Below are 24,668 nucleotides of genomic sequence, written 5' to 3' on the forward strand. Positions count from 1 at the left end.
CGTCGCGATGATCGGCTATGCGTTTATGGGCAAGGCCCATTCCAACGCCTGGCGCAATGTGGCCAGCTTTTTCGATGTCCCGGTTTTTGAACAGAAGGTTCTGGTGGGCCGGGACCCCGCCGGAGTGGAGGAAGCTGCCGCGAAGTACGGCTGGGCCGAGACTGCGACGGACTGGCGCACAGTCCTGGACCGCGATGACATCGACATCGTGGACATCTGCGCCCCGGGCTGGATGCACGCCGAGATCGCCATCGCTGCGCTCGCGGCAGGCAAGCATGTCCTGGTGGAGAAGCCACTCGCCAACACGCTTGCCGAAGCCGAGGCCATGACGGCGGCCGCCCAGGCAGCCCGGGCCAGGGGCGTGCAGTCGATGATCGGCTTCAATTACCGGCGGGTCCCCGCGTTGGCCCTGGCGAGGGAACTCATCGCGGAAGGCCGGCTGGGAACTGTCCGGCAGGTCCGGGCCGCCTATTTGCAGGACTGGCTGGCGGATGAAACGGCGCCCATGAGCTGGCGGCTGAACAAGGAAACCGCCGGTTCCGGGGCGCTCGGGGACATTGCCTCGCATGCCATCGACCAGGTCGTGTTCCTGCTCGGGGACCGGGTCACCGAGGTTTCCGGCCGCCTGCACACCTTCACCACGCGCCGCCCCGGGGCGGCGGGCATGGAGGACGTAACGGTCGACGACGCCGCCTGGGCCACACTGTCCCTCGCCTCCGGAGCAGTCGCCTCAGTTGACGTTTCGCGGGTCGCTACCGGCCAGAAGAACTCGCTGAAGCTGGAGATCTATGGGGATAAGGGCGCCATCCGGTTCGACCTGGAAAACCTCAACGAACTTCACTTCCTCGATGCCACCGCACCCGCCCGCGAGCAGGGGTTCCGCCGGATCCTGGTCGGCGAGCCCGGGCACCCGTATCTTAAAGCCTGGTGGCCGCAAGGGCACATCATCGGCTGGGAACACACCTTTACCCACGAAATCCGCGACCTCCTCACCGCCATCGGCACCGGAACCCCGCCGTCGCCGTCGTTCGAGGACGGCCTCGAGGTGCAGCGGATCCTGAACGCCATCGAAGAGTCCGCCGCAGCGAAAAGCTCCACCATCCCGCTGGCCCGCACCACCGCTTCTGAAGGAGCCTGACATGCCCCGCCCTTACACCCTGTTCACCGGCCAGTGGGCCGACCTCCCGTTCGAGGAAGTCGCACGTATGGCCTCCGGCTGGGGCTACGACGGCCTGGAAATCGCCGTCTCCGGGGACCACCTGGATGCCTGGCGCTGGGACGAACCCGGGTACGTCGAGTCCAAACTCGCCGTCCTGGAGAAGTACAACCTGAAGGTCTGGGCCATCTCCAACCACCTGAAGGGCCAGGCCGTGTGCGATGACCCCATCGACTTCCGGCACCAGGCGATCGTGGGCGCGAAGGTCTGGGGCGACGGGGACCCCGAGGGCGTCCGCCAACGCGCCGCCGAGGAAATGAAGCACACCGCCCGGCTCGCCAAAGCCCTGGGCGTGGAGACCGTCGTCGGGTTCACCGGCTCCTCCATCTGGCAGTACGTGGCCATGTTCCCGCCCGTCCCCGCCTCCGTGATCGAGGCCGGCTACCAGGACTTCGCGGACCGCTGGAACCCCATCCTGGACGTCTTCGATGAGTGCGGGGTCCGGTTCGCCCACGAAGTCCACCCCTCCGAAATCGCCTACGACTACTGGACCACCGTCCGCGCCCTCGAAGCGATCGGACACCGCGAAGCGTTCGGCCTGAACTGGGACCCGTCCCACTTCATGTGGCAGGGCATCGACCCCGTCTCGTTCATTTGGGACTTCAAGGACCGGATCTACCACGTGGACTGCAAGGACACCAAGCTCCGCCCCACCGGCCGGAACACCGTCATGGGCTCCCACCTGCCCTGGGGCGACCCCCGCCGGGGCTGGGACTTCGTCTCCGCCGGCCGCGGCGACGTCCCCTGGGAATCGTCCTTCCGCGCCCTCACCGCGATCGGCTACACCGGCCCCATCTCGGTCGAATGGGAAGACGCCGGCATGGACCGCCTCCACGGCGCCCCCGAAGCCCTCGCAGCCCTGAAAAAGTTCGACTTCCCCGCCTCGAACACCTCCTTCGACGCCGCCTTCAGCACGAACCCCTAGAAAGCCCCTCCGCTAATCTGCAGAGCAACAGAATTCCGACGTCGGGACTCGCCCGTCGGCCCGATCAATGGACCTTTCGCATTGCAAAACATAAGGTCCACGGAACAGGCATTTGACCGTCGGGTCGCTATCGTTACGGGCGCTGCGCGCGGGATCGGTCAGTCCGTAGCCCAGTGCTTGGCGCTCTGCGGTGCCAGCGTCGTCGGGATCCTGAATTTGTGTTCTAGCTTGTTGCCATTCATAGGCTAGGGCCGAGCGCAGGATATGCACCGGCGGTCTTGCACATGCGGCCCGGGAGCAACCAGGCTTCATGAGGGAGCCCCGGCGGCGATCTGACGCCGGGCCTCGTCGATCGTGGCCATTATCGAAATCATTTCGTTGTGCGGGTGCAGCGGCGACTCGGTCCGCCCTTCCGCCACGTAGGAGGCGAACGCCGTCGCCTGGTATCCCAGGCCCTCGTGCAATGTCTTAAATGTCTCATCACGCCATGTCACGCTTTCCTCAGAGCCAAACGAACCAATCGTGAGAGTCACAGCCGAAGGTCCGCAGAACGGGCTTGCCAGCTCGATCCGCCCGGCCGTTCCCATAATCGACGCAACAACGGGCGTGGAGGTGACGAGCGAAGTCGACGCAAGTGCCGTCGCTCCGCTCGCCGAGGTCAACAGAAGGTCGGCACGTGCATCCACCCCGTTCGGCCCGAGCTCGCCGGAGGCGCAGATGGAGGTTGGCGAGCCGAGGATCGACGAAGCAAATGAAATTGGGTAGATGCCGGCGTCAAGGAGCGCCCCTCCCCCGAGCTCGGCGTTCCACAGGCGGTGGCTGGCGTCGAAGGGCATTATGAACCCGAAATCCGCGCGGACCAGCTTTACTTCGCCAATTGCCCCGGCGGCCAGAAGTTGTCGGACGATGTCGGATTGGGGCAAGTATCGCGTCCACATTGCCTCCATCACAAGCACACCAGCAGCATGCCCGGCGCGAGTGATGGCGTGCGTCTCGTTCGCCGTCATCGCGACAGGCTTCTCGATCAGCACATGTTTTCCGGCCTGGATGGCCTCAAGAGCCAAGTCATGGTGCATCGGGTGCGGAGTTGCGATATAGACAACGTCAACGGTGGGGTCTGCGATTAGCGCAGACGGGCTTATGTGTACCTTCGGAATGCCGTGCTCCGCAGCAAACACATGGGTTTTCGCGGCGTCACGGGCAGCAACCGCGACCGCCCGCTGCCCCGTGTGGGCATGAAGTGCGTTTACAAAGCGTGCAGCGATCCCCGTTCCCAGTACGCCCCAGCGGAGGGAAGGGACGGAGTCCGCGAGGATAGTCCTGGGAACCGGCAAAGTAATCGACACTTGAAACCTTCTCGATGGGTGGAGGAGATGCTGGAACTGCGAGCTCGTGGCCGGGGTGAGCGACAACCACGGCGGCACGGTTGCGGGCCTCACGATGTGGCGCCGACGGTCCTCAGCGCTTCATGGCAATGTCGTGTCCTCCCGGATGAATAGCGGCATCTCCAGAAGGATATGAAAAATCACCACTTAGCAATATATAGTTAAGAAAGTCCCGGACTGACGGTCAATTACGATCCGGCTGGCCATGAGCTTCGGGCTTTGCATCCACAAAGTGATCCCGACGCAACGGCACCGAGTAGGGCGCCGATCATTGAGTGTCAACGGATGACTGCACCGTGCAGATCCCGACCCTGGTGGCAGGAGGGGCGGTCTCGGCGGGCCTGCACCATTGTCGCCTCCAGCACGTGCCGGTCGCGGAGGGCGACGGCGTTGAGTTCATCGTGTAAGCGCGCCCAGGCGTAAATCGATCAGGGCCTCGGCATCTTGGACAATCCTGGCCACCAACTCTTCGCAGCCGGGCACGTCGTGGATCAGTCCTTGGACCATTCCCACGGTCCAGACACCATGCTCGGGATCACCCTCCGAGTAGACCCGTCTGCCTCGAGCCCCGGCCACCAGTTCCCTGACGTCCTCGAATACACCGCCCTTGGCCAAGACCTCCACTGCCTGGCGGCTGACCGAATTGCTCGCAACACGCGAGGTATTGCGCAAGGGGCGGAATATGAGCTCTGTGTCCAACTCAGTAGCCGCAACAATCGCATCCTTGATCCTTGAGTGGATCGGGGATTCCCGGGTGCACATGAACCTCGTCCCCATGCTGATCCCGTCAGCTCCGAGTGCTAGCGCCGCGACCAAGCCTCGACCGTCGGCAATGCCTCCGGAGGCCAACACCGGGATTCGGAGCAGGGCTGTAGCAGCAGGAATCAGGACAAGCCCTGGAACATCGTCCTCGCCAGGATGACCGGCGCATTCGAACCCATCAATGCTGACGATGTCCACCCCTAGCGACTCGGCTTTAAGTGCATGCCGCACGCTGGTGCATTTGTGAATGGTGGTGATCCCGTTCGCCTTAAATATCTCCACGAATGAACGCGGGTTGTTCCCGGCGGTTTCCACGACGGGGACGCCTGAGCTCACAATTACATCGCGGTACTCCTCGTAGGGAGGCGGAATAATGGATGGCAAGATGGTGAGATTCACTCCGAACGGGCGGTCAGTCAGGTCTTGGCAGCGGCGAATCTCCCGTGCCAGATTTTCCGGTGAGCCGGTTGTGAGCGCACTGATGACGCCGAGCGCGCCGGCGTTGGAGACAGCAGCCGCGAGTTCAGCAGTAGCCACCCACTGCATGCCCCCTTGAACTATGGGATGTTCGATGCCAAGAATGGTCGTTGCCCGTGTTTTCATGATTGATTTCCTTCCGGGGCCACGAATCGGAGATGTCCCGCAACGCAGGCGGGCCGCTCTGATCCCTCAAGTTCCATAAGTGTTCCGGACGAAGATCTATGCTGCACGGTTGGACGGCGTCACGGCCATCTTCTCCATCCCGCTTCGGATCCCCGACTCTACCGACAGCCGAGAGGGAACCTTCCCTCCGGCCCGCTGGACACATGCCCAATTCTCCTTGTGCGCCTTTACTAGCGTCGACCGCACGGTGAAGCTCTGATTGCATCGTCCTCACAGTCCGTACCGGCGGATTCTCTCGTAAAGCGTTCCGCGCGAGATTCGTAGTCGCTCTGCGGCGTCCGATTTGTTCCCAAAGCACTCACGCAGCACAGACGCAATAACCTCCCGCTCTGCCCGTTCAAGCTGTCCTAGTGCCGGCGGAATTACTACCCTCGGAGCGGCTGAACCCCTTGCGACCGAACGTGCAAGGCCTGCGAGATCAAGTCTGCTCAGTACTAACGAGCAACCCTCCGTAGTCTGCGGCGGCATCACAGGGACAATTTGCGCTCGAATGCCCATCGGTAGGACGAATTCCCTAGTAAACGGTCCGGCCTCCTCGACAAAGCTCCACAACTGCTCTCGGTCAAGTGATAATCCGCCAAGACCGTCTTCGGCGATCATCGTGCGGCGGTCCAGGGTAATGACGGCCGCTCCTGTACCCGCCTTGACCCGCAAGTGGGCATCGAGGAGCCGCTGGTGGCGGGCGCACGAGAGACGCGTCAGGGAGTCCTCTATCCCACTCAGCATCATATTGAGTGCAACCTTTAGATGCGGGCTAGGTTCGCCAGCAAGTGACGTGACATTTACGGCGCCAAGCAACTTTCGAGTGATGGGATGCAGGACTGGACTCGCCGCACAAACAAGCTTGTGCATGCGCTCATCCAGGTGGTCAGTTCCATGGACGACTGCGGGGGCACGTGTCGCAAGCGCGACGCCCACTCCATTCTTGCCCGCAGAACGCTGGGCCAAGTCGGCACCCTCGCTGACATCTGCCCGCGCAAGATGCCGGCGGAGGCTCGGTGCCGCCGCCCAGTCGTAAGTCACCTTTCCATTGGCGTCCGTGATGGCGAGCCAAGTCGTTGTCCCTTCGAGGGCCGCTTCCGTTGAGGTGAGCGCTCTTCGCGCGACGCTGAAGAGAGTCGCTTGCTCCTCAATGGAATTCGACATCTTGGTGTTCCTTCGCGTCATTGCGTTGATGGATCATCCCGCTCGGCGGGCTGTTGCAGGTGCACGGAATCGATCTGTTCCGGTCGATTTAGTTCGAATCGGAGTCCTGTTAGTCGGGCTTTCCAGCGGAACCATGGCCCTAAGTTGAAGTCCTCTGCACTGAGAAGCAGGGTAAGGCCGCGACTGGCGAGTCCTGCGCCTTTACGGCGCAGGACTCGTTAGGACTCATCGGAATTCCGGGGACAGCCGAAGGCTGGACTTGCATATGCAAAGCCAGCCTTCGGCGCAGTCAGCCACGCTACAAGCGATCTGGGGAGACTACGTTGTGGGGTCCACCAGCAGCTTCATTTTTTGGCCGGCACGGAGCTGTTCGAATCCCTTTTCGACCACGCCGCTGAGGGGAACGTCCTCCACCCATCCGGTGGTATTGTAGTGGCCTTTTGCCATGAGGTCGATGACTGCGGAGTAGTCGGCTGCGGTGTAGCAGATGGTGCCTTGGATGCGTCGTTCGCGGAGCACGAGGTTGATGAGGGGTGTGGGGAGGGGTTTTTCGTAGATTGCGACGCTGATCAGGGGGCGGCGTTCGCCGAGGCATTCGAGGGCTGATTGGACTGCGGGGGCTACGCCGGCGGCGTCGAATGCGGCGTCGACTCCGTTGCCGTTGGTCCGGTCGGCGATGAGGGCGGTCACGTCCTGTTTGGTCGGGTCCAGGGTGCGTGCGCCGAGTGCCTCGATGGACCTGCGGCGGGTCTCGGATGGTTCAACCACGTCGATTTCGGTCAGGCCCATCCCACGCAGCGCGAACCAGAGGCCGATGCCGATGGGTCCTGCGCCGTAGATTAAGGCCCTGCTTTGATCGTTGACTTCACCGAGCGTGGCCGCGTGGTAGGCGACGGACATCGGTTCGACCAATGCTCCCATCTCCAGCGAGACGTTATCGGGGAGTTTATGGACCTGGTTGCTGGGCACGACCGTGTATTCCGCCATCCCGCCGTCGGCCATGAGGCCGTGGAAGCCGATCACATTGCATAGATTGTAGTGGCCGGTCCTGCACGGTCGGCACTCACCACAGCGATATATGGGCTCGATGGTGACGCGGTCGCCCTCGCGAATATCCGTGACGTTTGGGCCGATCTCGGTGACTACACCAGAGAATTCATGGCCCAGCGTCAGGGGCATGCATTGTCCTGTGAGCGGGTGAGGGTCCGTGGGCGGTATGAAGATCGGCCCGTCGTAGTATTCGTGGAGGTCGGTGCCGCAGATTCCGTTGCGGCTGACTTTGATCTTCACCTGGCCTTCGCCTGGGGTTGGTTCCGGTACGTCTTCGATTTCAAGTTTGTTTTTGCCGTAATAGACTGCTGCGCGCATGGAGTCTCCTAGTGTTGTGTCGGGTCTCAGATGATGCGGATGAGTTTCTTGTTCGCGAACTCGTTTAGTCCGAATTTGGCGAGTTCGCGGCCTATTCGCCCTACGGGCTCGGCAGCGCGGTCTTCACCGACCACGAGCAGCCGGCCGCCTGCGGCCCGGGAAGGATGGCTTGGCGGGCTGTCCTTCCCGGGCCCGGCGGTGGTGGTGCTGATCAGGCCGGGGTCAGGATGTCGGCGTCGGTTGCGAAGTTCGGGTACTTGTTGGAGGCCTCGTCGGCGAGGATGGACCGGTACTGCTTGATGCCACCGAGGTAGAACATGACCGTGCGCTTCTTTCCGGGGATGTTGGCGCCAAAGATCCACGAGGCAGCCTGTGGGAAGAGTGTCTGGTGGGCGATATCCGAGCACGTCTCCGTCCAGTCGGACTCAGTTTCGGATTTGGCCTCGATCCAGCCCGTGCCGGAGGTCAGGACGTGGCTGATGGTTTCGCTGATCCACTCGACCTGCGTTTCGATTGAGGGCGGAAGGTTGGTGAACGGCCCGTTCGGGCCCAGGATCATGAACATATTGGGGAAGCCGCTGGTTGCCATGCCGAGATAGCTGGTTGGCCCGTCAGCCCAGTGCTCTTTCAAGGTTTCGCCATCGCGGCCGCGGATATTGACGCGGACATAGTTGCCGTCCACGGCGTCGAACCCGGTCGCGCAGATGAGCACGTCCAGTTCATGCAGGGTGCCGTCGGCGGTGACGATGCCCTGTTCGGTCACCGACTCGATCGGGTTTTCCTTGACGTTCACGAGGGAGACGTTTGGACGGTTAAACGTCTCGTAGAAGCCCGAATCGCACAACGGCCTGCGAGCGTACAGATCGGTCGGTGTCAGTTTCCGGCGCGTTTCGGGGTCCGTGACGATCTCGGCGATCTTGCGACGGATGAACTTCGCAGCCTCTTCGTTGGCGTCCTGGTCCGTGGCGATATCCGAGAAAGTCTCGAACATAAAGCGGAATCCCCCGCCTTCCTCCCAGGTCCGCTGGTAGATCCGTTCGCGTTCCTGGGGGAAACGCTGAACGTTGGAACGGCGCTCTCCTCGAAACCCATGGCCACCGAGGAGTTCTTGACCTGTTCCCAGTTCGCCTCAAAGTTCTCCCGATGGGCACGGTGTTCCTGCGCCGTAAGCTGGCGGTTGCCTGCCGGCACGCTGTACTGCGGTGTGCGCTGGAAGGAGGTCAGATGGGCCGCTACCGGGGCTGTGGCGGTGATCACCTGATTACCGGTTGAACCGTTGCCGATAACACCCACCCGCTTGCCCGCGAGGTCCAGGTCTTCCGGCCAGGCACCCGTGTGGACCAGCCGGCCCGCGAAGGTCTCCATGCCGGGGAACTTCGGAAGATTGGTGGCCGAGAGCAGGCCGAGGCCCGTGACCAGAAAGCGGGACTGGAACGTGACTCCGCGGTCGGTCCGCACGGTCCAGGTGCCGGAGGCCTCGTCGAACTCAGCCTCAGTCATGCCAGTTTCAAGCCGGACGTGCTCCCGCAGGTCGTAGCGGTCCACGACGCCATTCAGGTACGCCAGGATCTCGGCCTGGGGCACGTACTTCGTGTTCCACGGAGTCTGTTCGTAGAGGTCGCGATCGAAAGAGTACTGGTAAACAAAACTCTCAGAATCCGAAAGCGCGCCCGGATACTTGTTCCAGAACCACGTTCCCCCAACACCCCCGGCCCGGTCAATCGCTACGGCGTCGAGACCGAGCTCGTTGCGCAGCTTATGCAGCATGTAGATACCACCGAAGCCTGCTCCAACAACGAGCGCATCGAGCTGATAGGTCTTCCCCGGGACGGCGTTGTCCATGATGTCTTCCTCCGACTAGTAGAGCACTGTGAGATAATTCACTTTGTAAACACCAGTCTGTAGTGGCAGAACCACGACCCGGTGTCCCAATTTGGAACACTTCGATCCACCCGAAAAGTCGCGATTCATACTCATTCGGCAATAAACCCGACGGCCTTCGGACGGCATACGACATGGCAAAGGGGCAGTATGTCCGACCGGTGCGCGAAGCTCGCGAGCAGTTGATTCGCGTTGGCCTAAGTGGAAAGTACGGGTCCAGCGCCGCCGTCCCGGATGTAATGTCCGAAGCTGGCGCCGATCGATCGGCAGCGCAGCAAAAAGCTCCGTCACGTCTCAGCGTTATCAGGACGTCGACACAGACTCGCTGCTGTGTCGGGCTGCAGTGCCCGTCCTCGACCGGTGGCAGCACCAACTGGCAGACACCGGCACAACGCTCTTCCTGAGCGATCGCGGCGGCAGCATCGTGGCCCGGCGAACCAGTGACAACAGTGAGCGACGCCGACTCGACAGCGTGCACGCAGCAGAGGGCTTCGACTACTCCGAGGACGCCATCGGCACCAATGGACTCGGGACTTCTATGGTGGAAAAGCGTCCCATATTCGTTAAGGGCAGCCAGCACTACAATGACGCATTGGCCGCTTTGGCGTGTGCGGCCGCCCCGGTCTATACGCCGGCAGGCTTGGTCGTGGGCTCAGTCTCACTTGGAGGGCCTGTCGAGGCTGCAAGCCCAATCATGCTCTCGCTCACGCGGGAGATCAGCCAACAGATCGAAGAGAGGCTTCGCACCTCCTCCAGGCCCCAAGACCTTGCACTTGCGATGTCTTTCATGCGCTTCACCAGCTCACAGCGACCCACAGTGGTGATGGACAAAGAGTCCATCCTTGCCAACACGCCGGGCCTGCCTTACGTCAACGTCGCATCACACGTCATGCTCTGGGAACTGATCAACTCCCACAACTGGTCCTCCAACAGCACGCTTCGCCGTCATTTGGAGGAGACTTTCATTGAGATCACGGCAAGGAGGGTCGTGGATGGGCCGCGCGAACACTTCGTGGTTCACTTCTCCAATTTTGGCGAAACTCCAGACCACGATTCTGGAGTGGCGGTGCCCTCTAAGACGACCATTACCACGCTAGGGCGGGATAACACCGCCCCAGCAGTTGTCGTCGTTGACGGACCGCGTGGTTCTGGACGGGCGACTGTAGCCGGACGGCTGCGCACCACGCGAGAACGTGTGGCACGTCTTGAAGTGTTTGTCGTATCCTCAGCGGCGGCTCCGCCGTGGACGACCGTGGAGGGCCTCTTAGCCGGCGGCACGGACGTCCTGATCCGGCGCGTGGAGGAGCTAGCCGAGAACGAGATCCCCAGTCTCGCCGGCGTCGTGGAGCGGCAACGGAAGGCGCGTGCAGCTGGGCAACGTGCCAGCAGCCTGTTGCTGACCTCCTGGCGCGACCGAGCTGCGCCGATGTCCAGGCGTTTATCGATGCCGCCGGACCAGCGGAGCATACTGAGTGCTTGGCTCAGCGCCCGGAAAGGATTCCCGGTCTGGTGAAGGTCCTCCTGAACGTCGTTGATCCGGAAGCGCGTCACACCATTTCGCCGGCTGCTCTGCAGTCGATGGTCCAGTGGAACTGGCCCGGCAATATCAGCGAACTCGCTGACACCGTGGCAGGCCTCGTACGTGAGGCAAAGGATCAGTCATCGAACGACGACACTTGCCGAAGCATCTACAGCAGTCACCGCCACGACGCCACATGAGCATGATGGAGACGGCAAAGCGCGGGGCCATCATCAGGGCGCTCGACGCAGCCGGAGGCAACAAATCCGAAGCCGCAGCGCTGCTGGGTATGGGGAGGACGACCCTGTATCGGCGGCTGCGCCAACTTGGCCTTGATACGGGCGAAGGTTCGATCTGATTTTCAAGGCCGCGCTTCGCCGATGTCACGGCCCGCGTCGGGCCATCGAGGCTGATGACTTCGTCCACTACGGCCTGTAGGGCCGGACTTGTGTCGTCCCGACGCCACCCTGCCCTCAGGTGGATATCGGCGGTGGAGTCATTAGGAGGGACGAACACCACATGTGGATCCTTCGCCTTACGCGCGACAGACGCCAGTGTCAGATGGCATCCAACTTCGGCGCTGACCATTTCCAACGCCATCTGCGCGTCCGGGGCCGCCCTACGATGTCGGCAACAAGGCCGTTGGCATAGGCCAGCCCTCGAGGCCACTCAGGCATGACTGCGCCTTCGGAGAGGGTTAGCGAGATGAGGCCTCGCCAGCAAGCCTGGCAAGCTGGGCCACTAGTTGGTCAGTAGAAACGCCGGCGAAGCATTCCGCACGAGTCCAAGCGTCGTCGTCGGCGATCGGACCGCGACTTCGGCTCCGCGCAAAGGCACGAGCAACTCTGTAACAGGGGCATTCAACGCCTGTCCAGTGGAAGTGTCAGCGCGGAACGGGTATTGCGGTCCAGCAGGCGAGTCCCAAGTTCGGCCGCAAGTTGTTTTATCGTCCGGCGGCGGGGCGGACGGGCGACGGGGAACCGTTCGGCGGCCCGCCCGAAAATGAAGTTCCTGGGCAACTGTTAGGAATGCATGCAGTTGTCCGGCGCCCATGAGGAAATCTTCGTGCGCCGGACAGAACTGTGCAGAATTTGGACACTCCAATCAATTGCGGGTAATCCACAGGCAGGATGAGGATGTGCCGCAACCGCGGGACATCCCTGCAGCTCACCGACGAGCTTGTGGGCAGTTACGGAACGATCCCGGGAGACGGACGGCACGGAGTTGACCAGAAGTGTTGAATAAGGCTCGAAGGCTTCGCCTCTGGCCGCAGCACGGGGCAGCTCCACGGAGAGGCCCGGTCGATCTCTGCGCCTCTTGATCAAATGCTCCCACTAGAGCTGAAGGAGACAACATGTCAGGACGTGTAGAGGGACGCAGCATCCTTATCACAGGTGCAGGGAGCGGTATGGGCCGGGTCATCGCCATCGCGCTTGCAAAAGAAGGGGCGAACATAACTCTCTTCGATCTAAACTTTGCAGCGGCCAACGCTGTGAAGGACGAAATCACCCTTGCGGGCGGTAGCGCCGTTGCTGCTTCGGGTAATGTCGTCGACCGAGCCGACGTCGCCATGGCAGTCCAGACCAGTGTCGATTCCTTCGGTCAACTCGACTGCATGTTTGCCATTGCGGGCATAATAAAGCCGACACACTTCCTGGAGACCACCGAAGAGAACTTCCGAAGCACCCTGGACGTGAACGGCCTGGGAACTCTTATCTGCCAGCAAGAGGCTGCTAAGCAGATGATCAAACAGGGCAAGGGTGGCAAGCTCATAGTCACATCGTCCATCGCGGGCCGGCAAGGTTACCCGAATTTCGCATCTTACTGCGCTAGCAAGTTCGCGGTGACCGCTTTGAACCAGTCGGCTGCCCATGCATTGGCGAAGCACAAAATCACGTCCAATGCCTTTGCGCCCGGCGTTGTGGACACCCCGCTATGGAAGAAGCTCGACCTGGACCTCATGGACATGGGAGATACATCCCGTCCTGGCGAAGCATTCGAGTCCTTTTCCGGAGCGAACCTGATCGGCCGCAAAGGCGTTGCGGAGGACGTGGTTGGCACGGCCCTCTACCTCGCATCTTCGGACTCCGACTATATGACTGGCCAGACCATCATGATCGATGGCGGTATGGTACTCGTCTAACGTCACCAATATGCTTGGATGCTTCGAAGGGGCCAGCGCCGCACGAGGAGATCGAACTTCTCGATCGGCGCTGTCCCGTTCTAGGGCAGAGCACCTTCGGTGAGCTCATGTGCCTCCGCGGAAGGCTCATGGTTTATGGGTTCGGCGACCATTCTTAGCAACCTCGACGAAGCGCAGTCCGGACTCACGAGACGTTTGCTTTCTAGCGTGGATGAGTAGTCCAGCCAAGCCTTCCACGATACTCAGCGCCCCGGAACTAAGCGCGGCCTTCCTGGATTTTCAGCGACGACCCCTGGCAAGGTGTTTTGGACTCGGCACCGCATCCACTTCCGATGGACCTGCTCTGCGCCCACACCGTCTACGGAACCAGCTCGAGGCATCAGCGCTCAAGCTGCTTGACTGAAAATTGGCGTACCACGGCTTTGGTACTCAGCCGCCGATACTCCCGCGAGGCAGTCACGGATCCTGACAATGTCCGGGGAGCGCCGCGTCCAAAGCTCCTTTCCACGACATGGCCGGCACCAGGCTGCGACAGATGGCAGGAACCACCGCTGCATCCAGGCTTCCGCGCCCGTTTAGGGCCCGATAGACGGTTCAGGCGCGAGGCGCACGTCCGGTTGTCCGGAACAGCGGAGCGTGTCGTTTGCTAATTTGGCGGGGCGCCGGCTTTGTTCTGGGTGCCTGCAGGAAACCCCGCAGCTCCAGGTCGCGGGCGACTCTCCCCGATTCACCGACGGCCCTTTTCTGCCGCTTGGCACGGCGTGGACGGTCGTTGCCAGAAGGCTTTTTGAACCTTGCAGCGGATCTCCCTGCTCGCAGTCCACGGACTCCTCCCGAGCTCCGCGGCAATTGCACTGGATACGGGCGGCGGGCACGTATCAGGTCCGCTATCTTAATCCGTTCCGACTCGGAGAGAGACTGGGCGGAGATCAGCGCACGCCGTTGCCGAGAAACCGACGGGGCGCCCGGGACTTCCCGGGTCCTTTCATCTCTGCCAAAATTGCAACTCCCAATGCGCACAGTTGTTGTAGCGACCACTGGTGCCACGCCCCCGAAGCGCTCACGCCGTTCCCACTCGGACATCTTGCCTGGCGTCGTTTAGGCCAATACGGCGGTGGTGCCGTTTGACCCGTCACAGGGCTTACCCGGGCCGGGGTCGCAAACACTCCCCCACGCAGACCACGGTTTTGACGCTTCACGCATCTATCGCTGTGCCTTCCAAGGAAGGCTCCCGATCTTCCAGATTTCTCTGGGACCAGGTCCTCGGTCGACCACGCCGGTGGATTTCCCGGGGCGCTCCGCGCGCAAGACAGGAGCGCCCCGGCAACCATGCTGTCCCTTTTTGGGTGAGAAGGTTCTCTCTCAGGTGACGGCTAGGTGAGGCTGGCGCCGCCTCACAGAGGCGTTGTGGGCGACCACTTTAGCGATGGCGAACTCCAAAAGGATCACCACCAGCAACAGGACACCCGTGAAGAGCTCGGTGACGAAGGCCTTGACACCGATCGACGACATCCCCGCGGCGAGGACGGCAGTGATCACGATGCCGAACGCGACGTTTATCATGCCTCCGCGCCCACCGGTGAGGCTGACTCCGCCAATGAGGACTGCGGCCAGCGCTAGAAGCAGCATGTTGGCCAGTCCATCCGGCGTTGCAGACCCGCCGCGGAAGGACGATAGCGCGCCTGCCAAGGCGCCGCAGCCGCCCGAAATGGCAAACGCGAGCACCAAACGCGATTTGAGCTTGACCCCCGACGCGACAGCCTCCTGACGGGCTCCGCCGATCGAAGATACCTCACGGCCCCATCGTGTCCGCGCCAGGAAGATGCCAAGAACGGCGAGCACCACGATGGTTGTCAGGGACAGGGGCGTGAAGACCCAGATCCGGACCATGAGTGCGTCGCTCAGGTTGTAGTCGGTGAGGGTGACCGGGACGCCGCCGGTCGCCAACCAGGTTGCGCCACGGAGCAGGATCAGCGTTCCGACAGTGAACACAAGCGAACTGATTCCCAGTCGAGCAATCACCCAACCTTGGAGCGAGCCGAGCAGCACACCCACGACTGTCGCGATGAGAATGCTCGCGATCAGGCCAAGGCCACCGAGCTGTACCGCAATAGCCCCTGCAAAGGCGGCCATCGACGCAACTGAGAGGTCGAACTCCCCCGCGATCATTGTGAACGCCAGCCCGGCCGCGATGACACCCAGGGGGATGAGCCGTTCAAGCGACGAGAAGAGCGCAGCCTCGCCACGGAAGCTGGGTGAGACCACCGCCATGATGCCGACAACCAGGATGAGAACGAGGATTTGGAGCGCGTACTTGAAGGAGAACTCCTTGGCTGCATTCATCGAGTACTGACCTTTCTAAGAACATGAAGAACTACGACGAGTACGACGACGATGCCGCCGACAAGGAACACGCGCCAGCCGGCGTCGAGACCATGCAGGAGCATGATGTTTCCCAGGGCCACAATGAGCAGCGCACCGAGCGCAGACCGGGTGGGTGATCCTTCACCGCCGGATACTGCCGTGCCCCCAACCAGAACCGCCGCGATGACGTCCATGGTGAGTCCGGCAAGGTCATTCGCCTGCATCTGATGCAGTTGTGAGGCATTCAGTGCTCCGGCGACTCCGAGCCCCACCCCAAACGAGATGAAAGCCCAGATGGTAGTCGCTTGTGGAGAAATGCCGCTGTTCCTCGCTGTGGCGCGGTTGGCGCCGAGCAAGTGGATGTTGCGGCCGATAAGTGTGTGTTCGGTGAGGAACCAGGCAACGGCCGTGAAGAGCACGAAAATGTAGACAGGCAGCGGGATTTCCAGGAAGGTCCAGGTTGCCAGCCACGCCACGTCAACGCTGCCCGCAGTGACCACCGCACCTTTGGTGGTGATGGCCACCAGACCATAGATAACCGAACCCACGGCGAGGGTGGTGATAACGGGGTTGAGACCCGCTCCAACGATGAGGCCCTGCATGACCCCGAGTGCGACCGAGAGCAGGACGGCGGCGCCGAGCCCCGCGAGCGCCGATCCGGTCAATCCTGAAACTGCGAGGAAGATGATCCCGGCGAGCACCGTGGACGATGCAATGCCTAACGAGAAGAAGTTGCCGGAAATCGTGATAGCGGTCATCGAGACAGCGATGATCCCGACGATTGAGGTGTTGATGAGAATGGCTCGGACGTTCGCAAACGTTGCGAAGTCGGGCGTGCTGAGTGCCGACACAACAAACACTGCCACCAGAAGAAGCGGGAGCGTGTAGTTGTTGATGAAGCGCACCAAGCTGCCCCGGTGTGATGGCGCTGTGAAATTGGCGGCAATGGTTGCTGCTGTACTAGTCATGATTCACTTCCTCACGATGCATTACTTCGCGAACGAGGGCGGATTCGGTCCACTCTTCGGCTGGGCGGATTGATGTTTGTTCGCCGCGGAAATAGGTGGCGATTGTGTCAGAGAGACCCAGAACCTCGTTGGTGTCCGAGGAGCTGACTATTACGCCTACCCCGGAGTCGCTGAGTCGTCGAAGCTGCGCGTAGATGTCGGCGCGCGCGCCGATATCCACGCCGCGGGTAGGCTCCTCAACGAGGAGGACCCGCGGGTTGATTCCCAGCCATTTGCCGAGGGCCACCTTCTGCTGGTTCCCACCGGAAAGCGTTCCAACGTTCGAGTTCATGCGCTTGAGGTCGATAGCGAAATGACCTGCATAGCGATTCGTCTCGTCGACCTCCGCCCGTGCGCTTACAAACCCTACTGCGGACAACCGGTGCAGCCAGGGCGACGATAGGTTCCGGCGGATCGGAACTCTTGCAAAGATCCCGTCCTTCTTGCGATCAGCGGAGCAGTACGCGACGCCCGCGGAGATGCCGTTCTGCCGCCCGCGAGTGTTGAGTGCCTGGCCGTCGACGATTATTTCACCGGACACAATTTCGCCGACGCCGGCAAATGCCTCCATCAGCTCAGATGTTCCAGAGCCAAGCTGCCCCGTTAGCCCCAGGATCTCTCCCCTTCGGAGAGTCAAATTGATCTCCGATCGGAGCTCGGGAATCCGGAGTCCGCGTGCCTCCATCACAACTTCACCCACTGCGGCGGCCTTTCCGGGATAGAGGTGGCCCAGTTCCCTGCCGATCATCTTGGCGACAATCGTCTCGACGTCGAGCTCTTTGACCTCGAGAGGGGCCTCGCTCATGCCGTTACGGAAAACGGTGACGCGGTCAGCAATCTCGAAAACCTCACCCAGCCTGTGGGTGACATATACAACGCTCCGCCCCTCCGACGCAAGACGTTTGACGGCACCAAGCACTCGGACGATCTCCGCATCCGAGAGGGCGGCGGTCGGCTCGTCGAAGATGATGACCTTGGCATCCCTGGCAAGCACGCGCGCAATCTCAAGAAGTTGCATCTCAGCAACTGAGAGTTCCTCAACCGGCGTAGACGGGTTCAGGCCCGCCAGCCCGACGCGCTCAAGAACCGCCACGGCGTTGTCATTCAGCTTGCGGGGGCTCCACCACCAGGGCGCGGCTAGCTGACCGAGCACGAGGTTCTGTGCCACGGTCATCGTTCCGACCGTGCTGAACTCCTGCTGGACGACGGCGATTCCCGCGGCTTGTGACAGCGAGACGCTTGAGATGTTTGCTGGCGTTCCGTCGATCTCGATGGAACCCTTGTCGGGTGAGACGAGGCCTGAGATGACCTTGACGATCGTGCTCTTGCCTGCGCCGTTCTCGCCCAACAGGGCCATGACCTCGCCGGCTCGGAGCTCGAAGTGCACGTCCGACAGGGCGTTCACTGCTCCGTAAGACTTGAAGATGCCGCTCGCCTTAAGGCGGAGGGGAGTGCTTCCAGTCATTGGTTTCTCCTCGGTTTACATGGGTGGTGCATAAATGCACACACCGGATAGGTGCGGAGCCTCGGATAGCTCCGTTTGAGGGAGGTATCCGAGGCTCCGCGGTTGGAAACGGACTCCAGTTGTGAGGTCCTATTTGCCCATCAATTTGTCGAACGAGAGGCCCCAGATGTCGAAGGAGGCGTTGTTTTCGGCTGTCACCTGGGGGTTCATCATGTACGTGGCCGTATGCGGGGCCTCGACCTTGAGTTCGGGCTTGTTCGACGAGGATTCAATGGTGACTTCGCCGGGCTGCACCTGACCTGTGGCGATGTACTGGGCAGCGGTCCGAACGACGAGTGCGCCCTCGATCACGGGAGACTGCAGGGTAGCCGACCAGATCTTGCCGCTGCGCAGGTTCGTCATGTCGCCGGAAGAGGTTCCGGTGATCAGGATGACGTCCTTTCCCGGCTTCAGCCCGTTTTGCTCCAGCGCCTGCACGACACCATTGGCTACGTCATTGCTGTGTGCATACACGATGTCGATGCCCTGTCCAAGGAAGCGCGGAATGACCTGGCTGGCTGCTTTGAAACCGCCCTGAGCGTCAACGGTCGGGGTGGGTTCGACGGCGAGCACATTGAACGCGCCGGGCGTGGCTTCCGCGAAGGCTTTCTCTCGGTCGTCACCAGCGGCGTACCCGGCAGTGAACCGGATCTCTACCACGTTAGGCTTGCCATCGGGCCCGTGAAATTTGACCGCTTCAGCCTTGAGCTTCTCGACGGCGGCAAGAGCGTTTAGTGCGGCTTCCTTGCCGATGCCCGTGTCCGAGACCCCCGCGTATGCTTTCACGTATTTGGACGCCTCGGGGGTGACCAGGTTGTTGAACTGGATGACCGGTGCCTGCGCAGAAAGCAGGCGAATTGAGTTCGTTGCGGCCGCGGCGCCGGCCGGCCACATCAAGACTGCGGCCGCACGCTCACCGGTGGCGAGCCACTCCTGGACCTGCTGATCCTGCTCAGTTTGGTCCCAGTTATTCTCCACAATGTTGACGGTGTAATTGAGGGACTTTGCTTCGTCCTTGATTGACTGGGAGGCAGCCGCCAGATAAACGTTCGAGGTCGAAGGCATGAAAACCTTCAAAAGAGCGCCACCGCCATCTATGCTTCCAGTGCCGGCAGCTTGGGTGCCGACGTTGGCGCCCGGAGAAGGATTGCCGTTAGTGCCGCAAGCGGCAGTAGTGGTAATTAGACCGGCAGCCAAAACCGCGGCAGCGATTTTTCTCCATGTAGCCAGATACGGATGATGCATTTTCTATGCTCCTTTGAATAGAGTGGGTTCGGGCTCGAAATGCAGGAGAGGTATCAAGAGTTTTGTGTTGTGGGCAACGCCAGTTCATTTCACGTCCATCAGAGCCTCATTGGGCAAGTGGGCGTGTTCCTGACCTGTTCCCAGGACTTGCCCGAGTTATTGGATTCTTGCTTAGAAACCGGCGCGACCCGCTCCGTGTACAGAACTTGAACACGTTACGTCCAGCTGTTCAGCGTCGCCTCATCAGAGCGCCGGCGCCGGATGAAGGGCCTTGCGAGCGGCTGTGCGGCCGTATGGTTTTGTGAGACAGCTTGATGGGAGCCTCGCGTTCAGATGACCACGCGCAGGAAGAAATACGATGCCGCCTTCCGTGAGGAATCGGTTCGGCTGGTTTTGTCCTCGGACCGGCCGGTGAAGGAAATCATCGAGGAGATCGGGGTCAAGGAAAGCACGCTGGGGAACTGGACCCCGCGGTACAGGGACAAGGAACAGGTGGCCGCTGTGCCAGCTGAGGACCGGGGCCCTGTGCCGTGGGACGAGTGCCAGGCAGCTTTGGCCGAAAACGCCAGGCTAAAGGCCGATCACTGCGCGGCGGCGCTGACTGTTTCACATTGGAACACGTGTGCTCTGGATCACATCGCTATTGTTGGACTTAGACGCCGTGGCGGCCATCACATGGGGCGGTCCTGGCAATAAGAAAACAGAGCTCAGACGCGGCACCAATCATTCTGGTCCGGAGCCGGTCTGCGACCAGCTGAAGGATGACCCCATGACCACCAACATCTCCGGAATCCCTGGCACCGATCCTGCCGGTTCCGAGGGCCAGGACGTGCTGCGCGACCTCTACGCCGATTGGTCCCGGATCATGGCGACGACGCCTGACCTGAGCATGCGCCTGTTCCGTTCCATGTTCGACGAGTGGCACCAGCCAACTGTCGAGCCCGAGGGCGTCACGTACCGCGAGGACACCGTTGGCGGAGTCCCGGGCATCTGGTGCCTGCCCCAGGGGGCGGACAAGACCAAGGTCCTCCTGTACACGCACGGCGGCGGATTCGCCGTCGGCTCGGCGGCGAGCCACCGCAAGCTCGCCGCCCACGTCGCCAAGGCGCTCAGCGTCGTGAGCTTCGTGCTGGACTACCGCCGCGCCCCCGAGTTCCAGCACCCGGCCCAGATCGAGGACGGCGTGGCCGCCTCCGACGCGCTCGTCGCATCCGGCATCGCCCCGAAGGACATCACCACCATCGGTGACTCGGCCGGCGGCAACCTCGCCATCGCCATCGCCCTGGCCCTCAAGGAACAGGGCAAGGAGGTCCCCGGCCACGTGATCGCCTTCTCCCCGTGGCTCGACATGGAGAACAAGAGCGAGACCCTCGTCACCAACAACGACACCGACGCCCTCATCACCCCGGAACTCCTCGAGGGCATGATCGCCGGCGTCCTGGGCGGAAACATCGACCCGACGACCCCGCTCGCCAACCCGCTGTACGCCGACTTCACCGGCTTCCCGCCGCTGTACATGACGGCCGGCAGCGCGCCGAGTCGCTCCTCGACAACGCCACCCGCGTGGGGGAGCGTGCCAAGGCCGCCGGCGTGGACGTGACCGTCGCCATCGGCGAGGGCCAGCAGCACGTCTACCCGTTCCTGGCCGGCCGGTCCGAGCTGGTGGATCAGGAGCTATCCCGCATCAGCAACTGGTACCACCAGGGCCGCTGACCATTTGCGGCCCCGCGTCGCCGACCAATTATCCATCCACCCACGACCGAGGAAACCATGACCACGCAGACCCATCCCCAGAGCCAGCTCCACCCGCAGACCGTGGGCGCCATCGTGATCGGCGCGGGCTTTGGCGGCATCTACTCCGTCCACAAGTTCGCCAACGAGCTTGGCCTGTCCGTGATCGGCTTCGACAAGGCAGACGGGCCCGGCGGGACCTGGTATTGGAACCGCTACCCCGGCGCCCTCTCGGACACGGAGAGCTACCTGTACCGCTACTCGTTCGACAAGGACTTGTTGCAGGACGACAAGTGGAAGAACACCTACCTGACCCAGCCGGAGATCCTCGAGTACCTCGAGGGCGTCGTCGACCGCTTCGACCTGCGCCGCCACTTCCGGTTCGGCGCAAAAAACCAGGTCACCTCCGCCATCTACCTCGACAGCGCGGCCCTGTGGGAGGTGACCACGGAGGGCGGCGACGTGTACCGCGCCAAGTATGTGGTCAACGCCGTCGGGCTGCTCTCCGCCATCAATTTCCCGCAATTGCCCGGTCTGCACACGTTCCAGGGCGAGGTCTTCCACACGGGTGCCTGGCCCGAGGGCAAGGACCTGACCGGCAAGCGCGTGGGCGTCATCGGCTCCGGCTCCACCGGCACCCAGCTGGTGACCGACCTGGGCTCCAAGGTGAAGCACCTGACGCACTTCATCCGTACCCCCCAGTACTCCGTGCCCGTGGGCAAGCGCCCGGTGAGCGAGCAGGATCTCGCCGAGGTCAAGGCAAACTGGGACGGGATCTGGAATCAGGTGAAGGGCTCCGCCCTGGCCTTCGGTTTCGAGGAGTCCACCACCCCGGTCATGTCCGTCTCCGAGGAAGAGCGCAACCGCATCTACGAGGAGGCCTGGCAGAAGGGCGGGGGTTTCCGCTTCATGTTCGGCACCTTCGGTGACATCGCCACCGACGAGGAGGCCAATGAGACCGCCGCCGCCTTCATCCGCTCCAAGATCGCCCAGATCATCAAAGACCCGGAGACAGCGCGCAAGCTGATGCCGACGGGGCTCTACGCCCGTCGCCCGCTGTGCGACGACGGCTTCTACGCCGTCTTCAACCGGCCGAACGTGGAGGTCGTCGCGATCAAGGAGAACCCCATCCGCGTGATCACCGAATCGGGAGTGGTGACCGAGGACGACCGGTTGCACGAGTTGGACGTGTTGGCCTTCGCCACCGGCTTCGACGCTGTGGACGGCAACTACCGGCGCATGGAGGTCCGCGGCCGCGACGGTTTGCACATCAACGACCACTGGCAGGGCCAGCCGACCAGCTACCTGGGCGTGGCGACTGACAACTTCCCCAACTGGTTCATGGTGCTGGGCCCGAACGGCCCGTTCACGAACCTGCCGCCGAGCATCGAGACCCAGGTCGAGTGGATCACCGAGCTGGTCAGGTACTCCGAGGACAACGGACTGAAGGCGATCGAGCCCACGGAGCAGACCGTGTCCGACTGGGGCGACACCTGCACGGAGCTCGCCAACATGACCGTTTTCACCAAGGTCGACTCGTGGATCTTCGGCGCGAACATCCCGGGCAAGAAGCCCTCAGTGCTGTTCTACCTGGGCGGCCTGGGCAACTACCGTTCCATCCTGGGTGACGTCGCCGAGAACGGCTACCGCGGCTTCGAGTTGACGAGGGCCGGGGAACCGGCCACGGCCTGACGCACCGACACACCGCCGCCGACGGGGCGCCATCACGACGGTGGCGCCCCGCACCACTACCGAAGAAGAGGCACCCGCCATGGGCGTGTACACCACCACCAACCCGGCCACCGGGGAAACGGTCAAAACCTTCCCGGAGATCTCGGACGCCGGGCTGCGGGAGCTGATCACGCGTAGCGAAGCGGCCTACCGCTCCTGGCGGACCACCTCCCTTGATCAGCGCCGGGCCGTCCTGACCCGGGCCGCCGAGATCCACCGGGAGCGGGCCGAGGAGCTCGCCGCGCTGCTGACCCTGGAGATGGGCAAGCCAGCCGCCCAGGCCCAGGGGGAGGTCGGTCTGGTCGCCTCGATCTACCAGTACTACGCCGACCACGTCCAGGAGTTCATGGCCGATGAGCACCTGGAGATCTCCGGTCCCGGCACCGCCGTGGTCCGGACCGAGCCGATCGGCCCGCTCGTGGGCATCATGCCGTGGAACTACCCCTACTACCAGGTGGCCCGCTTCGCGGCCCCGAACATCGCCCTGGGCAACACGATCATCCTCAAACACTCCCGCAACTGCCCCCAGTCAGCCCTGGCCATCGAGCAGGTGCTGACCGAGGCCGGGCTGCCGGACGGGGTGTACCTCAACGCGTTCATCTCGTCCGCCCAGGTGGCCGACGCTGTCGCCGATCCGCGGGTCCAGGGCGTCTCCCTGACCGGGTCGGAGAAGGCCGGCGCCGCAGTCGCCGAGGTGGCCGGACGGAACCTGACGAAGTGCGTGCTGGAACTCGGCGGCTCGGATCCGTTCATCGTCCTGGACGATGCGGACCTGGACACCGCGGCCGCCGCCGCCGCCACCGGCCGGCTCACCAACGCAGGCCAGGCCTGCAGCGCGTCCAAGCGCTTCCTGGTGCAGGCGGGCGTGTACGAGGAGTTCGTCCGCAAGTTCGTGGACCAGATGGCCTCCTGGACTCCGGGCGACCCCACGAGCACCGATACCAAGATCGGGCCGCTGTCCTCGGCGTCCGCAGCGGAGGAACTGGACGAGCTCGTGAAGGATGCCATCTCCCAGGGCGCCGAGGTGCTGCTCGGCGGCTGCAGGACGGACGGGGACAGTGCCTACTACCGGCCGACCCTCCTGGGCGGCGTCACCCCCGGGATGCGCGTCTACCGCGAGGAGCTCTTCGGCCCGGCGGGCGTCGTGTACCGCTTCGAGACCCTCGAGGACGCGATCGAGCTGGCTAACGATTCCCCCTACGGCCTGTCTTCCAGCGTGTTCACCGAAGACGACGAGAAAGCCCAGCAGATCGCGGCGTCCCTGGAGACCGGAATGGTGTGGATCAACAGCACCAGCAAGAGCGCCGCGGACCTGCCCTTCGGTGGCGTCAAGCGCTCCGGCTTCGGCCGGGAACTGGGCCGGTTCGGCTTCAACGAGTTCGCCAACAAGAAGATTCAGGTCTATCCGCCGATCATGACCACGAGCTTGCCGGTCACCGAGCCGTCCTCCATGTCCTGGTGCGCCTGGACAATGTCCTCAAAGGGATAGACGTTCCCGATCGGAACACGCACCTCCCCTGTTGCCACCGCGTCAAGAAATTCCTGCAGGACGGCACCAGGGAGGTCTTGGGCACCGCCCGAATAGGCGGTGAGCCGCACGCCGTTGGGGATGTAATCAATGGGGTAGAAGTCCGGCACCGTCCACTCGTCCGACAGCATGCCTGTAAAGCACACGGTCCCGTGCACCGCGGTGGCCCGAAGTGTGTCGTGCAAGGTCGGCGTTCCAACGAGCTCAACAGCGCCGCCCACACCATCGGGAAAGATCTCCCGGATCTCTTTGGCGATCCTTCCGGTGTCGATGATGGCGTGGTCTGCCCCAGCGTCGAGTAGTGCCTGCGCCTTCGTGGGGTTCCGGGTGGTGGCGAGGACGGTGATTCCGCGGCGTTTGGCCAGGACGATGAGCGCCAGGCCAATGGATAACGTACCGCCGCGGATCAGGAGGCTGCAGACGACGTCCGTCGAATCAGAGTGGCGTCCAGGCCACCTGCCGTCCAATACCTATTTCACGGAGGATTTATGCAGTTCGCTGCAAATATCTTGTCATTGCAGCGTGCACTCCCCTTGATGACTATTACGAA

Annotated in this window: 23 protein-coding genes; 11 read left to right on the top strand and 12 right to left on the bottom strand. The window is 62.4% G+C overall.

Features of this window, described 5'->3' with window-relative positions; all coding sequences use genetic code 11:
* Positions 1-7 precede the first annotated feature (7 nt).
* Positions 8-1,138, top strand: a complete 1,131-nt coding sequence (locus AU252_RS00195) for a Gfo/Idh/MocA family protein (protein ID WP_058932666.1) — start codon at positions 8-10, stop codon at positions 1,136-1,138.
* Between the two features lies 1 nt (position 1,139).
* A complete protein-coding gene (locus AU252_RS00200; protein ID WP_058928995.1) occupies positions 1,140-2,141 on the top strand; it encodes a sugar phosphate isomerase/epimerase family protein in 1,002 nt (333 codons plus the stop codon).
* Between the two features lie 308 nt (positions 2,142-2,449).
* Here the strand turns inward: AU252_RS00200 and AU252_RS00205 are convergent, their stop codons facing one another.
* From AU252_RS00205 to AU252_RS24250, 6 genes are all read right to left on the bottom strand, one after another.
* Positions 2,450-3,487: a Gfo/Idh/MocA family protein gene (locus tag AU252_RS00205; RefSeq protein WP_240484269.1), complete on the bottom strand. Its 1,038-nt coding sequence runs from the start codon at positions 3,485-3,487 to the stop codon at positions 2,450-2,452.
* 435 nt (positions 3,488-3,922) lie between these two features.
* Positions 3,923-4,891, bottom strand: a complete 969-nt coding sequence (locus tag AU252_RS00210; protein ID WP_058928996.1) for an NAD(P)H-dependent flavin oxidoreductase — start codon at positions 4,889-4,891, stop codon at positions 3,923-3,925.
* Between the two features lie 270 nt (positions 4,892-5,161).
* Positions 5,162-6,097: a helix-turn-helix domain-containing protein gene (locus AU252_RS00220; protein ID WP_058928998.1), complete on the bottom strand. Its 936-nt coding sequence runs from the start codon at positions 6,095-6,097 to the stop codon at positions 5,162-5,164.
* Between the two features lie 318 nt (positions 6,098-6,415).
* Positions 6,416-7,465: a 2,3-butanediol dehydrogenase gene (locus AU252_RS00225; RefSeq protein ID WP_058928999.1), complete on the bottom strand. Its 1,050-nt coding sequence runs from the start codon at positions 7,463-7,465 to the stop codon at positions 6,416-6,418.
* Positions 7,466-7,676: 211 nt separating this feature from the next.
* Complete coding sequence (locus AU252_RS24245) at positions 7,677-8,456, bottom strand: flavin-containing monooxygenase (RefSeq protein ID WP_205630611.1); 780 nt, start codon at positions 8,454-8,456, stop codon at positions 7,677-7,679.
* The gene (locus AU252_RS24250) at positions 8,339-9,307 is read right to left on the bottom strand and encodes a flavin-containing monooxygenase (protein ID WP_205630612.1); all 969 of its coding nucleotides are present in this window, start codon (positions 9,305-9,307) and stop codon (positions 8,339-8,341) included. Before AU252_RS24250 ends, AU252_RS24245 begins: the two co-directional genes overlap by 118 nt.
* Before the next feature lie 382 nt (positions 9,308-9,689).
* On the opposite strand from AU252_RS24250, the gene AU252_RS00235 reads away from it, so the two are divergent.
* Genes AU252_RS00235 through AU252_RS22940 form a run of 3 tightly spaced genes read left to right on the top strand, consistent with a single transcriptional unit; the run spans position 9,690 to position 11,223 of the window.
* On the top strand, positions 9,690-10,859 hold the full coding sequence (locus AU252_RS00235) for a GAF domain-containing protein (RefSeq protein ID WP_058929000.1): 1,170 nt from the start codon (positions 9,690-9,692) through the stop codon (positions 10,857-10,859).
* Positions 10,856-11,065: a hypothetical protein gene (locus AU252_RS00240; protein WP_058929001.1), complete on the top strand. Its 210-nt coding sequence runs from the start codon at positions 10,856-10,858 to the stop codon at positions 11,063-11,065. The genes AU252_RS00235 and AU252_RS00240 overlap by 4 nt, the downstream gene beginning before the upstream one ends.
* Entirely contained in the window at positions 11,062-11,223 is a 162-nt protein-coding gene (locus tag AU252_RS22940; RefSeq protein ID WP_083510168.1) for a helix-turn-helix domain-containing protein, read from the top strand. Before AU252_RS00240 ends, AU252_RS22940 begins: the two co-directional genes overlap by 4 nt.
* Before the next feature lie 502 nt (positions 11,224-11,725).
* Here the strand turns inward: AU252_RS22940 and AU252_RS24915 are convergent.
* Positions 11,726-11,884, bottom strand: coding sequence for a LysR family transcriptional regulator (locus AU252_RS24915; protein ID WP_430929460.1), 159 nt, complete (start codon positions 11,882-11,884; stop codon positions 11,726-11,728).
* A 335-nt stretch (positions 11,885-12,219) separates the two neighbouring features.
* Here AU252_RS24915 and AU252_RS00245 point away from each other — a divergent pair, with 335 nt between their 5' ends.
* Positions 12,220-13,008, top strand: a complete 789-nt coding sequence (locus AU252_RS00245) for an SDR family oxidoreductase (protein WP_058929002.1) — start codon at positions 12,220-12,222, stop codon at positions 13,006-13,008.
* A gap of 1,362 nt (positions 13,009-14,370) precedes the next feature.
* On the opposite strand, the gene AU252_RS00250 is transcribed toward AU252_RS00245, so the two are convergent.
* From AU252_RS00250 to AU252_RS00265, 4 genes are all read right to left on the bottom strand, one after another.
* Positions 14,371-15,351 carry an ABC transporter permease gene (locus tag AU252_RS00250; RefSeq protein ID WP_058929003.1) on the bottom strand — a complete coding sequence of 327 codons (981 nt, stop codon included), beginning with the start codon at positions 15,349-15,351 and terminating at the stop codon, positions 14,371-14,373.
* Positions 15,348-16,340: an ABC transporter permease gene (locus AU252_RS00255; protein ID WP_058929004.1), complete on the bottom strand. Its 993-nt coding sequence runs from the start codon at positions 16,338-16,340 to the stop codon at positions 15,348-15,350. Before AU252_RS00255 ends, AU252_RS00250 begins: the two co-directional genes overlap by 4 nt.
* On the bottom strand, positions 16,333-17,844 hold the full coding sequence (locus tag AU252_RS00260) for a sugar ABC transporter ATP-binding protein (protein ID WP_058929005.1): 1,512 nt from the start codon (positions 17,842-17,844) through the stop codon (positions 16,333-16,335). The genes AU252_RS00255 and AU252_RS00260 overlap by 8 nt, the downstream gene beginning before the upstream one ends.
* Positions 17,845-17,973: 129 nt before the next feature.
* The gene (locus tag AU252_RS00265) at positions 17,974-19,128 is read right to left on the bottom strand and encodes a sugar ABC transporter substrate-binding protein (protein ID WP_083510169.1); all 1,155 of its coding nucleotides are present in this window, start codon (positions 19,126-19,128) and stop codon (positions 17,974-17,976) included.
* A 393-nt stretch (positions 19,129-19,521) separates the two neighbouring features.
* On the opposite strand from AU252_RS00265, the gene AU252_RS24920 reads away from it, so the two are divergent.
* From AU252_RS24920 to AU252_RS00285, 5 genes are all read left to right on the top strand, one after another.
* Positions 19,522-19,824: a hypothetical protein gene (locus AU252_RS24920; protein ID WP_430929490.1), complete on the top strand. Its 303-nt coding sequence runs from the start codon at positions 19,522-19,524 to the stop codon at positions 19,822-19,824.
* Positions 19,825-19,897: 73 nt separating this feature from the next.
* Positions 19,898-20,728, top strand: a complete 831-nt coding sequence (locus AU252_RS00275) for an alpha/beta hydrolase fold domain-containing protein (RefSeq protein ID WP_205630613.1) — start codon at positions 19,898-19,900, stop codon at positions 20,726-20,728.
* The gene (locus AU252_RS24735) at positions 20,719-20,841 is read left to right on the top strand and encodes a hypothetical protein (protein ID WP_276203731.1); all 123 of its coding nucleotides are present in this window, start codon (positions 20,719-20,721) and stop codon (positions 20,839-20,841) included. Before AU252_RS00275 ends, AU252_RS24735 begins: the two co-directional genes overlap by 10 nt.
* Positions 20,842-20,898: 57 nt before the next feature.
* A complete protein-coding gene (locus AU252_RS00280; protein WP_058929008.1) occupies positions 20,899-22,551 on the top strand; it encodes a flavin-containing monooxygenase in 1,653 nt (550 codons plus the stop codon).
* A 40-nt stretch (positions 22,552-22,591) separates the two neighbouring features.
* On the top strand, positions 22,592-24,079 hold the full coding sequence (locus AU252_RS00285; RefSeq protein WP_346425585.1) for an NAD-dependent succinate-semialdehyde dehydrogenase: 1,488 nt from the start codon (positions 22,592-22,594) through the stop codon (positions 24,077-24,079).
* Here AU252_RS00285 and AU252_RS00290 read toward each other — a convergent pair.
* A complete protein-coding gene (locus AU252_RS00290; RefSeq protein ID WP_058929009.1) occupies positions 23,992-24,585 on the bottom strand; it encodes a zinc-binding dehydrogenase in 594 nt (197 codons plus the stop codon). The two genes, AU252_RS00285 and AU252_RS00290, sit on opposite strands and share 88 nt — an antisense overlap.
* Between the last annotated feature and the right edge of the window lie 83 nt (positions 24,586-24,668).

Source organism: Pseudarthrobacter sulfonivorans, assembly GCF_001484605.1.
GTDB classification, from domain to species: Bacteria; Actinomycetota; Actinomycetes; order Actinomycetales; family Micrococcaceae; genus Arthrobacter; species Arthrobacter sulfonivorans_A.